The sequence below is a fragment of the Rhodoplanes sp. Z2-YC6860 genome (assembly GCF_001579845.1).
GTDB lineage: Bacteria > Pseudomonadota > Alphaproteobacteria > Rhizobiales > Xanthobacteraceae > Z2-YC6860.
This window is the reverse complement of sequence record NZ_CP007440.1, coordinates 5797917-5811043: the sequence shown is the minus strand read 5'-3', so window position 1 is coordinate 5811043 and position 13127 is coordinate 5797917. Positions and strand designations below refer to the sequence as shown.

13 protein-coding genes are annotated in these 13127 nt (G+C 64.4%); 9 read left to right on the top strand and 4 right to left on the bottom strand.

Annotation, left to right across the window (positions count from 1 at the left end; translation table 11 throughout):
• The 3 genes from RHPLAN_RS27425 to waaF are packed head-to-tail and all read right to left on the bottom strand — an operon-like array spanning position 1 to position 2235.
• Positions 1 to 534: a D-glycero-alpha-D-manno-heptose-1,7-bisphosphate 7-phosphatase gene (locus RHPLAN_RS27425; RefSeq protein WP_068024912.1), complete on the bottom strand. Its 534-nt coding sequence runs from the start codon at positions 532 to 534 to the stop codon at positions 1 to 3.
• A gap of 4 nt (positions 535 to 538) precedes the next feature.
• Positions 539 to 1138 carry a D-sedoheptulose 7-phosphate isomerase gene (locus tag RHPLAN_RS27420; RefSeq protein ID WP_068024908.1) on the bottom strand — a complete coding sequence of 200 codons (600 nt, stop codon included), beginning with the start codon at positions 1136 to 1138 and terminating at the stop codon, positions 539 to 541.
• A gap of 38 nt (positions 1139 to 1176) precedes the next feature.
• Positions 1177 to 2235, bottom strand: coding sequence for a lipopolysaccharide heptosyltransferase II (gene waaF, locus RHPLAN_RS27415; protein WP_068024905.1), 1059 nt, complete (start codon positions 2233 to 2235; stop codon positions 1177 to 1179).
• Positions 2236 to 2434: 199 nt separating this feature from the next.
• Between waaF and rfaD the strand changes: the two genes are divergently transcribed.
• The 4 genes from rfaD to RHPLAN_RS27395 all read left to right on the top strand — a co-directional run bounded on the left by rfaD (position 2435) and on the right by RHPLAN_RS27395 (position 6310).
• Positions 2435 to 3415 carry an ADP-glyceromanno-heptose 6-epimerase gene (gene rfaD / locus RHPLAN_RS27410; RefSeq protein ID WP_068024901.1) on the top strand — a complete coding sequence of 327 codons (981 nt, stop codon included), beginning with the start codon at positions 2435 to 2437 and terminating at the stop codon, positions 3413 to 3415.
• 204 nt (positions 3416 to 3619) lie between these two features.
• Positions 3620 to 5098, top strand: coding sequence for a D-glycero-beta-D-manno-heptose-7-phosphate kinase (gene rfaE1 / locus RHPLAN_RS27405; RefSeq protein WP_068024899.1), 1479 nt, complete (start codon positions 3620 to 3622; stop codon positions 5096 to 5098).
• Positions 5099 to 5122: 24 nt separating this feature from the next.
• Positions 5123 to 5848, top strand: a complete 726-nt coding sequence (locus RHPLAN_RS27400; RefSeq protein WP_068024896.1) for an FkbM family methyltransferase — start codon at positions 5123 to 5125, stop codon at positions 5846 to 5848.
• 27 nt (positions 5849 to 5875) lie between these two features.
• Positions 5876 to 6310 (top strand): DUF3617 domain-containing protein, encoded by a 435-nt coding sequence (locus tag RHPLAN_RS27395; RefSeq protein WP_068024893.1) that lies wholly within the window; start codon positions 5876 to 5878, stop codon positions 6308 to 6310.
• On the opposite strand, the gene RHPLAN_RS27390 is transcribed toward RHPLAN_RS27395, so the two are convergent.
• Positions 6311 to 7108 (bottom strand): glycosyltransferase family 2 protein, encoded by a 798-nt coding sequence (locus RHPLAN_RS27390; protein ID WP_198164519.1) that lies wholly within the window; start codon positions 7106 to 7108, stop codon positions 6311 to 6313.
• A 113-nt stretch (positions 7109 to 7221) separates the two neighbouring features.
• Here RHPLAN_RS27390 and RHPLAN_RS27385 point away from each other — a divergent pair, with 113 nt between their 5' ends.
• The 5 genes from RHPLAN_RS27385 (at position 7222) to RHPLAN_RS27365 (ending at position 13075) form a co-directional block, all read left to right on the top strand.
• On the top strand, positions 7222 to 8052 hold the full coding sequence (locus RHPLAN_RS27385; RefSeq protein ID WP_068024887.1) for a glycosyltransferase family 2 protein: 831 nt from the start codon (positions 7222 to 7224) through the stop codon (positions 8050 to 8052).
• 155 nt (positions 8053 to 8207) lie between these two features.
• A complete protein-coding gene (locus RHPLAN_RS27380; protein WP_068024885.1) occupies positions 8208 to 8660 on the top strand; it encodes a (2Fe-2S)-binding protein in 453 nt (150 codons plus the stop codon).
• Between the two features lie 2 nt (positions 8661 to 8662).
• Entirely contained in the window at positions 8663 to 10858 is a 2196-nt protein-coding gene (locus RHPLAN_RS27375) for a xanthine dehydrogenase family protein molybdopterin-binding subunit (protein ID WP_068024882.1), read from the top strand.
• A 26-nt stretch (positions 10859 to 10884) separates the two neighbouring features.
• Complete coding sequence (locus tag RHPLAN_RS27370; RefSeq protein ID WP_157100517.1) at positions 10885 to 12021, top strand: SGNH/GDSL hydrolase family protein; 1137 nt, start codon at positions 10885 to 10887, stop codon at positions 12019 to 12021.
• A gap of 211 nt (positions 12022 to 12232) precedes the next feature.
• A complete protein-coding gene (locus tag RHPLAN_RS27365; RefSeq protein ID WP_198164518.1) occupies positions 12233 to 13075 on the top strand; it encodes an outer membrane protein in 843 nt (280 codons plus the stop codon).
• The last annotated feature ends 52 nt before the right edge of the window (positions 13076 to 13127 follow it).

The window sequence follows — 13127 nt, the reverse complement described above, 5'->3', positions numbered from 1 at the left end:
TCAGGCGCTGCGCTTCTTCAGCACCGAGGCGACAAACGCATCGAGGTCGCCGCCGGGGAACAGATAGCCGTCGATGCCGGCGTTCTGCGCGGCTTCCATGTCGGTGTCCTTGTCGCCGATCAGAAAGCTGTTGCGGCTGTCGACCGGCCAGTTGGCGATGAGGTCGAACAGCATGCCGGGCCGCGGCTTGCGGAGCCCAGAGTCCCAGGCATAGCCGGGGAACTTGCTCTCCGGGTGAAACGGGCAGTAGCGCGCGTCGTCGATGCGCGCGCCAAGCTTTGCGAGCTCGCCCTCCATCCAGAAGTGCAGCTTGAGGAGATCGTCCTCGGTGAACAGCCCGCGCGCCACGCCGGACTGGTTCGAGGCGATGAAGACGAAATAGCCCGCATCGTTCAGCCGCTTGATGGCTGCACCGGCGCCCGGCATGAAACGGAAGCGCTCGATGGTGCCGATATAGCCGTCGTCGTAATTGATGACGCCGTCGCGGTCGAGAAAGGCTGCGGGCTTGCGCACCGGCTTGGCGGCGGTGCTCATGGCGTCAGCCCGGAGTCTTGCCGAACATCTCGCGCTCGACCAGATGACAGATCGCGTGCCCCACGGTGATGTGAAGCTGCTGGATGAGCGCGGTCTCCTCCGACGGCGCGCCGATCACGATGTCGCACAGCGCGGTCATCGGCGTCTTGCCACCTCGGGTGAAGCCCACGGTGACGAGCTTTCGTTCGCGCGCGACCTTCAGGGCAGAAAGAATGTTCGGCGATTTGCCCGACGTTGAAATCCCGATCAGCACGTCGCCGGGCTGGCCCAGCGCGCCGACCTGCCGCGCGAACACCTGGTCGAAGCCGTAGTCGTTGCCGATCGCGGTCAGCGCCGAGGTGTCGGTGGTGAGCGCGATCGCTGCGAGCGGCGCGCGGTCGTTGATGAAGCGGCCGACGAATTCGGCGGCGATGTGCTGCGCGTCCGCGGCGCTGCCGCCATTGCCGGCGAACAGCACCTTGCCGCCGGCCTTCAGGGATGCCGCGATCTTTTGCGACGCGCTCGTGATTGCGCCCATGAAAGCCGTATCCGCCATGGCCTTCTCGACCGCCTGCTGCGAGCGGCGGAAGAAGGCGTGCAATTCGTCGGTGCGGGGATCGGCCATCGGGTTTCTGGTACCGGGCAGGGCGGGGAGGTGCAAGCTTAAGCGGGCACCGGCAGCCGGCCCAACGCCCGGTGCACGGCGGCGAGCACCTGGGTCGACGGGATGTCGCGCATGCAGCGGTGGTGCTCCATCCGGCAGGTCGGCTTGTGACAGGGCCTGCAGTCCACCTCGGTTTTGGTCTCGATAATGGCGGCGAGCGGATTGAGTGGTGCCCAGTGCCAGGGGCTGGTCGGCCCGAAGATGCCCACGGTCGGTGTGCCGATCGCGGCTGCGACATGGACCAGGCCGGAGTCGTTGGAGACGCAGGCGTCGGCCACCTTCATGGCCAGGATGGCGTTGCGCAGGTCGGTCGAGGTGAGGTCGCGGGCGTGCGGGCCGGCAGCCTCGACGATCTCTTTCGCAAGCGGCGTCTCGGCGGGGCTGCCCAGCACCCAGATCGAGAAGCCTTCGGCGACGAGCGTCTTGGCCAATTCGGCGAAATACGACACGGGCCAGCGCTTGCTCGGCCCGACCGCGCCGGGCGCAAAGGCCACCGCCGGCCGGCCGTCATTGGTCAGCCCGCGCCGGGTCCGCCATTCCGCCGCTTCCGACGGGGGCACCCGGAGGTCGGGCTTGGGCCATTCCACCGGGATCGGCGCGCCCTTGGGCAGCGCCAGCGCGCCGCAACGGTCGATCATGCGCGGCAGCTTTTTCTCGCCAAACCGGACGTCGTTGAGGAGGCCGAAGCGGACCTCGCCGGCAAAGCCGGTGCGCTCCGGGATGCCGGCCAGGAACGGCGCCAGCGCCGACTTCCAGGTCCGTGGCATCACCAGCGCGCTGCCGTAGCCCTCGAGCGCGAGGCGCCGGGCCAGGGCCTTGTGCTCCGGGATCGCCAGGCGCTTCCGCGGCAGGTCCCACACCACGCCCTTGCGGACGCCCGGCATGTAGTCCAGCAGCGGGGCGCAGAGCGTGGTGGTGAGCACGTCCACCGGGCGCTGGGGAAACCGAGCCTTCAAGAGCCGGACCACCGAGTGGCAGCGGACGAAATCGCCGATCCACATGTAGGGGACCAGCAGAATAGGTGTCTCCGTCGCGGCTGCGCTGGCTTTACTGGTCATTTCCTGTGGGTCCACGGGGAGGCGGTAACCCGGCGGTCGGGGCGCTGTCCAGCCTGGAAAGCATCCGGCAAACGGCCTTTTCGGCTTATCCGCCAGAAACCTAGCCTGAATACAGGCCGGGGAGCCAAGTTGCATGGCCACCCGGTCTGGGGCAAATGAAGACCCCACACACGGGCACCAAACGGCAACAGGGTCGCGGATGCTTCTGGTCACAGGCGGAGCCGGGTTCATCGGCTCGAATGTGGTCGCGGCCTTGAACGAGGCCGGACGCGCCGATGTCGTGGTCAACGACATCCTCGGCGCCGACCAGAAATGGCGGAACCTGGCCAAACGCCGGCTGGCCGACGTGGTCGCTCCTTCGGACCTGATGCGCTGGCTCGACGGCCGCAAGCTTGATGCCGTGATCCACATGGGCGCGATCTCCGACACCACGGCGACCGACGCCGACCTAGTCATTGAGACCAACTTTCGCACTTCGTTGAGATTGCTCGACTGGTGCACGGCGGCGCGGGTGCCGTTCATCTACGCCTCTTCGGCCGCGACCTACGGCGAAGGCGCTGCCGGCTTCGACGACGACTGGAGCCCGACGGCATTGCAGCAGCTTCGGCCGATGAACCTCTACGGCTGGAGCAAGCACCTGTTCGATCAGGCGCTGGTCGAGCGCGTCACCAGGAAAGAGAAGCTGCCGCCGCAATGGGCGGGGCTGAAGTTCTTCAACGTGTTCGGCCCGAACGAGTACCATAAGGGCGAGATGATGAGCCTCGTCGCCAAGCGCTTCGACGACGCGAAAGCCGGGCGCACCGTGCGGCTGTTCAAGTCGCATCGCGCGGGTATCGCCGACGGCGATCAGCGCCGCGACTTTATTTACGTGGACGATGTGGTGGCGGTGGTGCGCTGGCTGATGGAAGCGCCGCAGGTGTCGGGCATCTTCAACGTCGGCACCGGCAAGGCGCGGAGTTTCCGCGACCTCGTGACTGCGGTGTTCCACGCGCTGAAGCTCGAGCCCAAGATCGAATATGTCGATATGCCGGAAAAGATCCGTGGCCAATATCAGTATTTCACCGAGGCCAAGGTCGACCGTCTGCGCCGCGCCGGATACAACGCAGGCTTCACCTCGCTCGAAGACGGTGTCACGCGCTACGTGACGCAGTTCCTCAACACCGCCGATTGTTATCGATAGAAGGCGGAGACCGCTGATAGATGTCGAAGCAAGCACTCTCTCGATCCGTCATCCTGAGGTGCCCGCCGAAGGCGGGCCTCGAAGGATGCGGCCCCGAAATCCCGGGCCGTATCCTTCGAGGCTCGTTGCGCTCGCACCTCAGGATGACGGGGATAGATCGCCCGAGTTGCTTGGGCCTGTAACAACACGCTGAATCGCCACACGATGTTCAACTTCGAAAAACGCTTCGCCGAGATCAGCCAGCAGTCGGTGCTGTGCATCGGCGACCTGATGCTCGATGCGTTCGTCTACGGTGATGTCACGCGTATCTCACCGGAGGCGCCGACGCCTGTCATCCGCGTCGGCCATGAGGAGATCGTGGTCGGCGGCGCCGGCAACGTGGCGCGCAACATCGCGAGCCTCGGTTCCGATGCGCTGTTCGTCGCGGTCGTAGGCGACGACATGCAGGGCCAGGATCTGCAGCAGGCGTTGACCAGCAAGGGCACCGGCATCTCGGCCAAGCTCGTGGTCGATAAGATGCGGCCGACCACGCGCAAGCTGCGGTTCGTGTCGGAGCATTTCTCGACACACCTGCTGCGCGCCGACTGGGAGGTGACGACACCGGTCGAAGCCAAGACCGAAGCCGCGCTGATCAAGCATGCGCTGGCGCTGTTGCCGCGCGCCGGCGCCGTGGTGTTGTCCGATTACGCCAAAGGCGTGCTGACGCCGAAGCTCATCCGCGCCGTGATCGACGAGGCGAACAAGCTCGGCAAAGCGGTGGTGGTCGATCCCAAGGGCATCGACTATTCGATCTATCGCGGTGCGACGATCATCACGCCGAACCGGAAGGAACTCGCCGAGGCCGCGCATCTGCCGGTCGGCTCACTGGAGGAGGCCGCGGCCGCCGCCAAGGCGCTGATGAAGCAGGTCGGCAGCAAGGCCGTTCTGGTGACGTTGAGCGAGGAAGGCATGCTGCTTTGCGTGCGCGGCCAGGATCCGGTTCATGTGCCGGCCTACTCGGTGCGCGTGAAGGATGTCTCGGGCGCGGGCGACACGGTCGCGGCTGTGCTCGCCGTGATGCTGAGCGCGGGTGCGGATTTCGAATCCGCGGTGCGCGCCGCCAACGCCGCGGCGTCGGTGGTGGTTGGGAAAAGCGGCACCGCGACCGTCGGGCCTGCCGAATTGCGTGCGCGCATCCTGCCGTCGGCGACGCTCGCTTCCGAAGAGAAGATCGTCGAGGACTGGGACGACATCGACGTGCACCTGGCCGAATGGCGCGCCGAGGACCTGCGCATCGGCTTCACCAACGGCGTGTTCGATCTCCTTCATCCCGGTCACATCAAGGTGCTGGCGCAGTCGCGTGCCGCCTGCGACCGGCTTGTCGTCGGACTGAACAGCGATGCCTCGGTGAAGCGGCTGAAAGGCCCGAAGCGGCCGATCCAGTCCGAGCGCGCCCGCGCCGAAGTGCTGGCGGGTCTCGAAGCTGTCGATCTTGTGATCATCTTCACCGAAGACACGCCGCTCGAATTGATCAAGCGGGTGAAGCCCACCGTGCTGGTCAAGGGCGGCGACTACAAGCCCGATCAGGTGGTCGGGCGCGAACTCGTCGAGAAGCTCGGCGGCAAGGTCGTTCTTGTCGACCTGGTGCAGGGTTACAGCACCACGCGCATCGTCGAGAAATCGCGCGCGCAGAAGCGGCGCTGAGCCGTCAAAGGACCGAGACCTGACGTGGCCGTTCATCCGTCGCAAGAGCAGGAAGAGAGACTGGTCCGCGATTTCTTCGGCGGCGACGACAGCGGATTCTACGTCGAGGTGGGCGCCAACCATCCGACCGAAGGCTCGCAGACCTGGCATCTGGAGCAGATCGGCTGGACCGGCGTGCTGGTCGAACCGCAGCCCGATCTCGCGGCATTCCTGGTGACCGAGCGCAAGAGCGCGATCGTGTTTCCGGTGGCCTGCACCTCGCCGGAGAACGCCGGGCAGGTGATGTCGCTGCATGTCGACGGCGCCCGCTCGGGGCTCAACCGCGAGCGCATGGCGCCGGGCGCGAAGACGGACCACGTCATCGCGGTGCAGACCAAGACGCTCGACACCATACTGGGCGAGGCGCAGGCGCCGGCGCCGATCGATCTGCTTTCGATCGACGTGGAAGGTCACGAGCTCGAGGTCTTGAGCGGCTTCAACTTCCAGCGCTGGCAGCCGCTTCTGATCCTGATCGAGGATCATGTCGGCACCCTGCAGACGCATCGGTTTCTGAAGGCGCGCGGCTACCGGCTCATCCGCCGGCTCGGCAACAACGGCTGGTACGTGTCGTCGGAAGCGAACGCACAACCGGCCATCGGCGACCGTTTCGAGATCCTGCGCAAATATTATCTTGCGCTGCCGTTCCGCATGCTGCGCAACTGGTGGCGTCAGATGCGTTTGCTCTATGGGAACATGTGGGCGGGGCGATAACGGGTGGGTCGATAACGGGTGGGTCGAATGTCGCTCCTGTGCCGTCTGCTGGCGACCGCTGCCATCGTATGTTGGGCGTCGCACGCGTTTGCCGACGGCATCCAGCCGGGGCTGTGGAAGATCATCAGCCGCATGGAGGCCAACGGTGCGATGAGCCCGCCGCAGCAATCGTCGAAGTGCTTCACTGCCGAGCAGGCCCGCGATCTCGTCAAGACATTCTCACCCGCGCCGATGACGATCAATTCGGAATGCGGCGAGCTGGAATCGAGTCTCGACGGCAATCGGCTGAAGTGGCGGCTGGTCTGCACGGGCCAGCTCAACATGGAGATCACCGGCGATTATACGTTCCGCGAGGGGACCCAATATGCCGGCATCGTGCGCAACACGGCATCGATGAGCGGTATGCCGACGAGCGACTCGGTGACCACGCTCTATGCAGAGCGGGTGTCGGACTGTCCTTAGCTACTGCGGCGGCCTTGTCAGCTTCTCGCTCGGCGGCGGCTGCCAGTTCTGGGTTTCCTCGTAGCGCTTGGCGTAGCGGTAGAACGTGCCTTCGAAGTTGCCGAGAGCGATGACGAAGCCCGCCCAGCCGTCCTTGAAGCCGCGCTTGAAGATGTAGTGTTTGATGAAGGCCCACAGCCCGTGGCCGAGCGCGCTCGCCATGCTGACGCGCTTCTTCGTCAGCTTCGCCGCTCCCAGCGTGGAGTAGCGGTTCATCTTGCGGATGACCTCGTCCAGATTGCGGAACGGGAATTGATGGATGGCGTTCGTGAGATGGCCGACGGGCTTCGCCGTTTTGAGCTCATAGCCTTCGTGGACCGGATCGAGCGTGTAGCGCATCGCGCTTTTCCGGAAAAGTTGCGGCTGCCGGTAGTTCGGATACCAGCCGGACCCTGTGATCCAGCGTCCCATCATGTAGGAGCGCCGCGGCACCAGATAAGCGTCGTGTGAGGGTTCCCCCGACACGAGTGCCAGGATTTCATCCCGTGCCTCGGGGGTGCAGCGTTCGTCTGAATCGAGACTAAATATCCACTCGTTCGTGCAATGTTCGAGCGTACGGTTGCGCAGATCTCCGAAGCCGTGAAAGGGAACCTGCACCACGCGGGCGCCAAGCGCCTCCGCAAGCGCAACCGTGTTGTCGGTTGAATTGGAATCGGCGACCAGAACCTCGTCGGCCCATAGCACGCTCGACACGGCAGCCTCGATCTTGGCGGCCTCGTTGTAGCAAATAATATAGGCGGTGATTTTCGGCATCGGCATGGTGTAGTTTGCCGTTGTTGTAGCCGTGCCACGCGCGTTTGGCCATTGCGCCGCGCGCGCCGGCGGGGCCATATGGGCGCGCTCTTGGGGGCAAGAGTCGCACCGGAGCGAGCGTGGCTGGACTGATTTCCATCATCGTCACGACCTATGACCGCGCCGATGCACTCGATGCGGTGTTACGGTCGCTGTCGCGACAGACAGACCGGAATTTCGAGATGGTCGTCGCTGACGACGGCTCGGGACCGGAGACGGCGGCGCTGCTCCGCACCTGGAAAGACCGGCTCGGTGTGCCGCTCACGCACGTCTGGCATGAGCATCGAGATTTTCGCGCCGGTGAAATTCGCAACCGCGGCATCCGGGCGAGCGCCGGGAGCTACTGCATCTTCCTCGACGGCGACTGCATCCCGCGGCCGGATTTCGTCGCACAGCACAGGGCGCTGGCGGAGCCCGGCTGGTTCGTCACTGGCAATCGCGCGCTGTTGACGGAGCGGCTGACTGCGAAAATTCTGGCCGAGAGACTGGAGCCGGAGCTGTGGAGCACCGGGGACTGGATCGGCCAGCGTTTCTCGGGCGGCCTCAATCGGCTTGCGCCGGTGCTCAGGCTGCCGCTCGGGCCATTGCGGCGGCTGACTGCCCGGCGTTGGCAGGGGGCACGTTCCTGCAATCTCGCGATCTGGCGCGCCGATCTGGATCGCGTCGACGGCTTCGACGCGACCTTCAGCGGCTGGGGCAAAGAGGATTCCGATCTGGTGATCCGGCTCCTGAACGCCGGCATCCGGCGAAATGACGGGCGTCATGCTACAGGGGTTCTGCATCTCTGGCATCCAGCCTCCGACCGCACGCGGCTGACGGAAAACGAGCGCTTGCTCGCGCAGGTGATCGCAAGCGATCGCGTCCGCGCCGAGCGAGGGATGTCGGCGCTCGACAACGGCGATGGCCGTTAGCGGCGCTGCCCGCGCCGCTTGGTAACGAAAACTCCCATCGCGAAAGGTCGCTTCCGCCGTCGCCGCCCGCGATCTGAGGTGCTAGCCTTCGAACTGCCGGGCGCGAAGACCCTGAAGGCCGATGGACTGGTCGAACAAGACTTGGGGGAGGACTCATGGCTTCCTTTACGTTGAACGGCGCGCGCACGGAGCTCTCCCTTGCTGCCGAGACGCCACTGCTGTGGGCGCTGCGTGAGCATCTGCAACTGACGGGCACCAAGTTCGGCTGTGGCGTCGCGAGCTGCGGCGCTTGCACGGTTCATGTCGACGGCATGCCGGTGCGCTCCTGCATCACCACGCTTTCGATGATTGAGGGCCGGTCGGTCACCACCATCGAAGGCCTGTCTGCAGACGGCAAGCATCCGCTACAGAAGGCCTGGGTCGCCGAGCAGGTGCCGCAATGCGGCTACTGCCAGTCCGGCCAGATCATGCAGGCGGCCGCACTGCTCGCCCAAAACAAGACGCCGACACGGCAGCAGATCGTCGAGCACATGGACGGCAACATCTGCCGCTGCGGCACTTATCTCCGCATCATCCGCGCCATCGAGCGCGCCGCGCGGGAGGCCTGACCATGAACAGGCAGATCAACCGCCGTGACTTTCTCGGCACCGGCGCGGCCGGTCTCGCGCTGACGCTCACGCTCGCTGCCGATCCGCTGAAGCTTGGCTCGCAGGCGTGGGCGGACGTGCCGTTTGCCCCGAATGTCTGGCTCACCATCGCGCCCGACGGCATCATCACCATTGTCTCGCCGGCCTCCGAGCTCGGCCAGGGCACCTCGACAACGCTTCCAGCGGTGCTGGCCGATGAGCTCGATGCCGACTGGTCGAAAGTGAACCTGATCACGCCGCCTGACTGGAACGATGCCACGCATGGCAACCCTGGCTGGGGCCACAACTTCAACACCACATCGAGTCTGGCAACGCGCGGCTACTTCAAGGCGATGCGGCTTGCTGGCGCCCAGGCGCGCCGCGTGCTGCTCGACGCGGCCGCCGACAAGTGGGGCGTGCCGGTGGCCGAGCTTTCGACCGAGCCGAGTGCGGTGCTTCACGAACGCTCGAAGCGGCGGCTGAGCTATGGCGAGATCGCGGCTTTTGCCAAGGCGCCGGCCGAATTGCCGAAGATCGCCGAAAGCGATCTGAAGCAACCTGCGGCGTTCCGCTATATCGGCAAGGATCTGCCGCGGCGCGACGTGGCCGCCAAAACCACCGGCTCGGCCAAGTACGGCATCGATGTGCAGGTGCCCGGGATGGTCTATGCGGCGGTGCTGCATTCGCCCTACCAGGGCGGCGAACCGGACACGATCGAAGACACGGCTGCGCGCGCGATTCCGGGTGTCAGCGACATCGTGAAGATACCGGGCGGCGTTGCCGTGATCGGCAACAGCGTCGAGGCCACGCAGGCGGCGAAGAACAGGCTGAAAGCCACCTGGACTGCAGCGCCTGCCGGACGGCTCGACAGCGAGCGCGGTCTTGACGACTACATCGCGATCGCCCGGGACAAGAACCGCGAGGGGACGCCGTGGCGGCCGGCTGGCGATGCCAAGATGGCGATGCAGAACGCATCGACGGTCTTCCACAGCGAGGTGTACCGCACCCGCTATGTCTATCACGGCCAGATGGAGCCGATGAATGCCACGGTGTCGGTCAGTCCCGACGGCAAGGCCGCGGAAGTCTGGGCCGGCACCCAGTCGCCGTCGCTGCTGCTGAATGAAGTCGCTGCGGCGCTCCAGATTCCACGCGCGAACATCACGTTCCATCAGCATACGGTCGGCGGTGGTTATGGCCGCCGTGGCGGCCCCCAGGACGCCATCGTCGAGGCGGCTTTGATTTCGAAATCGGTCGGCAAGCCGGTGAAGCTGATCTGGAGCCGCGAGGACGACATTGCGATGGGCCGGTTCCGGCCGATGAGCGCTCACTACATGGAGGCGGGCTTCGACGCCGACGGCAAGCTGATCGCCTGGCATCACCGGATCGTCGCCGAGTCGGTGTCGGGCTTCCGCGCCGCGCTCACCGGCGGCAAACCGCCGAAGAACGATCTCATCGTGATGAAGGGTTCGCCGATCCCGCACTACCCGATCCCGAACAAGCTTGCCGAACATGTGGTCGAGGCGCGCGGCGCGCGCATTCACTCGCTGCGCGGCGTGGGCGTCGGTTGCAACGCGTTCGCGATCGAGAGCTTCCTGGACGAGATCGCCACATCGCAGCGCAAAGACCCGCTGGAATTCCGGCTTGCGCTGACGGAGGGCGCACCGCGCGCGCAGGCCTTGCTGCGCACGGTTGCCGAGATGTCGGACTGGACTCGGCGGCGCAACGGCACCGCTCTGGGCCTCGCCATGATGGAGAAGGATGAAACCGTCGCAGTCGGCGTTGCCGAGGTTTCGCTCGACCGGCAGAGCGGCAAGATCAAGGTGCACAACATCTGGGCTGCCATCGATGCCGGGCTCGCTGTGCAGCCGGCGAACCTCGCCTATCAGACCGAGGGCTCGATCGTGTTCGGGCTGGGCCATCTGCTGCGCGAGAAGATCACGATCAGAAACGGCCGGGTGCAGGAGACGAACTTCACCGACTACGAAGTCCCGCGAATGTCGGATGTTCCGAATATCGAAGTCCGGGTCATATCCACCGACAATCCGCCGACCGGCGGCGGCGAGGACGGCCAGCCGCTGGTGGCGGGCGCGGTCGGCAATGCGATCGCGCGGCTCACCGGCGTGCGGCTGCGCGAGCTGCCGTTCTCACCGGAGCGGGTGAAGGGCGCGCTGAACGCCTGAAGCGAACCCGCGCGCGGTCAGCGACGATGAAGTTCTGGCACAGCTCAAGACGAACATACCTGACGCTCGGTTTGATGTTCGTCTATGGGGCAGCGCTGTATTTCCTGTTCGATTTTGCCTATTCCGAACTGACCTTTCAGCACGAGCCGCTCGGACGTGGCAGTCATCCTGTTTTCAATCACACCCTGCTGGCCAACTTCGACGGCTACGACACCTGGGGGCATCTGCGCAGCAGGCTGATCACCAACAGTCTCGGCTTCAGGGACAGCCAGGTTCGGGATGTGACGGCGAGCCGCGAAACTTCGAAGCGCATCGTGCTCATCGGTGATTCCTTCACCGAAGGCGTTGGTTCGGCTTTCGACGTAAGCTTTGCCGGTCTGTTGGAGCACGCGGGCCGGATGCGATCCGATCCGATCGAATTCCTGAATGCCGGCGTGTTGTCTTATTCGCCTGTCGTCTATTACCGGAAAACCAAATTTCTGATCGAAGCAGGGCTTCAGTTCGACGAGTTGGTCGTCTTCATCGATATCTCAGACATCCACGATGAAGCGACGACCTATTTCTGCATCGACGATCACCCGCAGTATCGCCGCTTTTGCCATGATGAAAGCCCCGCCCAGGTTTCGCCTCCGAATCTTGCCGACATAGGCGGCATCCCTGTCGCCCATCAGAAGCGCCTCAAAGACCATTTTCTCGTCACCACGCAACTGAACGAGATGATCGCGGCGGTGACAACCAAGTCGGAGGCGCAGACCAAGCGGTTCCTGACGCAGCAGTACCGGCGTGCGGCTTGGACGCAGCCGGATTTCGACGGCGGCAACTACTATGCGCCGCTCGGGATCGAAGGCGGCATTTCCCGTGCGCTGGCCAACATGCAATCGCTGGCCGATCTGCTGCGCGCCCGAGGCATCTCGCTCACCGTTGTTGTCTATCCGTGGTCGTTCCAGCTCGCCCACGACGACCGCGAGAGCCGCCAGGTCAGAATTTGGAAGACGTTCTGCGAGACGAATTGCAAGGCTTTCATCAATCTGTTCGATGCCTTCTTTGCCGAGAAAGACGCCCGCACCCATTGGTACGAGGAACTGTTCATTCCGCGGGACCTGCACTATTCGACGCTGGGCAACCGAATATTTTACGACGCGGTCGCCAGGCGCCTGCTTTGATCAGGACACGTGCGGCTTGGCGGCGAGGCCCGCCTCGGTCTCGACGCTCGGCGTCCATGGATTGTGGCGGCCAGTCCCCATTTCTCAGAACAATCAAAAGGTTGCAATCGGCACTATATCGATGTGAATAGTGGCATAATGGCAACCATCGCGATTTGGAGAACTGCTAGAACGGCCTCCGAAGGGGCATGGCTTAGCAGTGAGGAAAATCGTGAAAGCATTATTGGGTGTCATACTTTCTAGCGTCGTTTTGAGCACCGCGGCATCGGCGGCTGATTTGCCGGTCAAGGCGTTTCCGAGGGCCCCGTACGAGGCCGATCGTTGGATCGGGTTCTATGCCGGTGTCAACGGCGGTTGGGGCGACCCGCAAGGCATCGACATCTCGGCGACGAACAGCGGCACTGGCGGAGGTAACAACTTCGGACCGAAGCTGCGCTCAACCCTGACCAACGCCATTCCGACCAACGCAGATACTGATCCGAAGGGTGCGATCTTCGGCGGCCAGGTCGGCTACAACTGGCGCATTGCCCCGAGGTGGCTGGCTGGCATCGAAACCGACATTCAGTGGTCGGACATCAACGGATCGGCCCAGGTCACAGGCAGCGCTCGGGCGAGCGGCCCGACGATGTCGGCAACTGCGACCGTCAACGCCAAGCAGGAGATGCCTTGGTTTGGCACGCTGCGCGGCCGGCTTGGCTTCAACGCGATGCCGAACCTGCTCGTCTACGGCACCGGCGGATTGGCTTACGGGAACGTGTCCAGCAGCACGTCGATCACGGAGCAATGCTTCAACGTTTGTAGCCCCGTCCCCCGGAACAGCTTCGGCACCGCGTCGGACACGCGCGTTGGCTGGGCCGCCGGCGCTGGCGCCGAGTGGGCCATCGACAATCGCTGGTCGGTCAAGGGCGAGTACCTCTACGTCGACCTCGGCGAGTTGAGCTACACCAACAACGGCGCGATGCGCATCAACGGCAGCCAGTCGATCGTGAACACCACGTCGACCGCGCACTTCCAGAACAACATCGGCCGCGTTGGCGTGAACATGAAGTTCTGACGTCGATACGACCGCGCCAGCTGACGGCTGGCTCGTCACACAAAAATGCAAC

Coding starts and splice junctions, on each gene's coding strand:
- RHPLAN_RS27395 (WP_068024893.1), top strand. CDS start 5,876: ATGTCGCTCCTGTGCCGTCTGCTGGCGACCGCTGCCATCGTATGTTGG.
- RHPLAN_RS27420 (WP_068024908.1), bottom strand. CDS start 1,138: ATGGCCGATCCCCGCACCGACGAATTGCACGCCTTCTTCCGCCGCTCG.
- rfaD (WP_068024901.1), top strand. CDS start 2,435: ATGCTTCTGGTCACAGGCGGAGCCGGGTTCATCGGCTCGAATGTGGTC.
- RHPLAN_RS27380 (WP_068024885.1), top strand. CDS start 8,208: ATGGCTTCCTTTACGTTGAACGGCGCGCGCACGGAGCTCTCCCTTGCT.
- waaF (WP_068024905.1), bottom strand. CDS start 2,235: ATGACCAGTAAAGCCAGCGCAGCCGCGACGGAGACACCTATTCTGCTG.
- RHPLAN_RS27425 (WP_068024912.1), bottom strand. CDS start 534: ATGAGCACCGCCGCCAAGCCGGTGCGCAAGCCCGCAGCCTTTCTCGAC.
- RHPLAN_RS27375 (WP_068024882.1), top strand. CDS start 8,663: ATGAACAGGCAGATCAACCGCCGTGACTTTCTCGGCACCGGCGCGGCC.
- RHPLAN_RS27390 (WP_198164519.1), bottom strand. CDS start 7,108: ATGCCGATGCCGAAAATCACCGCCTATATTATTTGCTACAACGAGGCC.
- RHPLAN_RS27370 (WP_157100517.1), top strand. CDS start 10,885: ATGAAGTTCTGGCACAGCTCAAGACGAACATACCTGACGCTCGGTTTG.
- rfaE1 (WP_068024899.1), top strand. CDS start 3,620: ATGTTCAACTTCGAAAAACGCTTCGCCGAGATCAGCCAGCAGTCGGTG.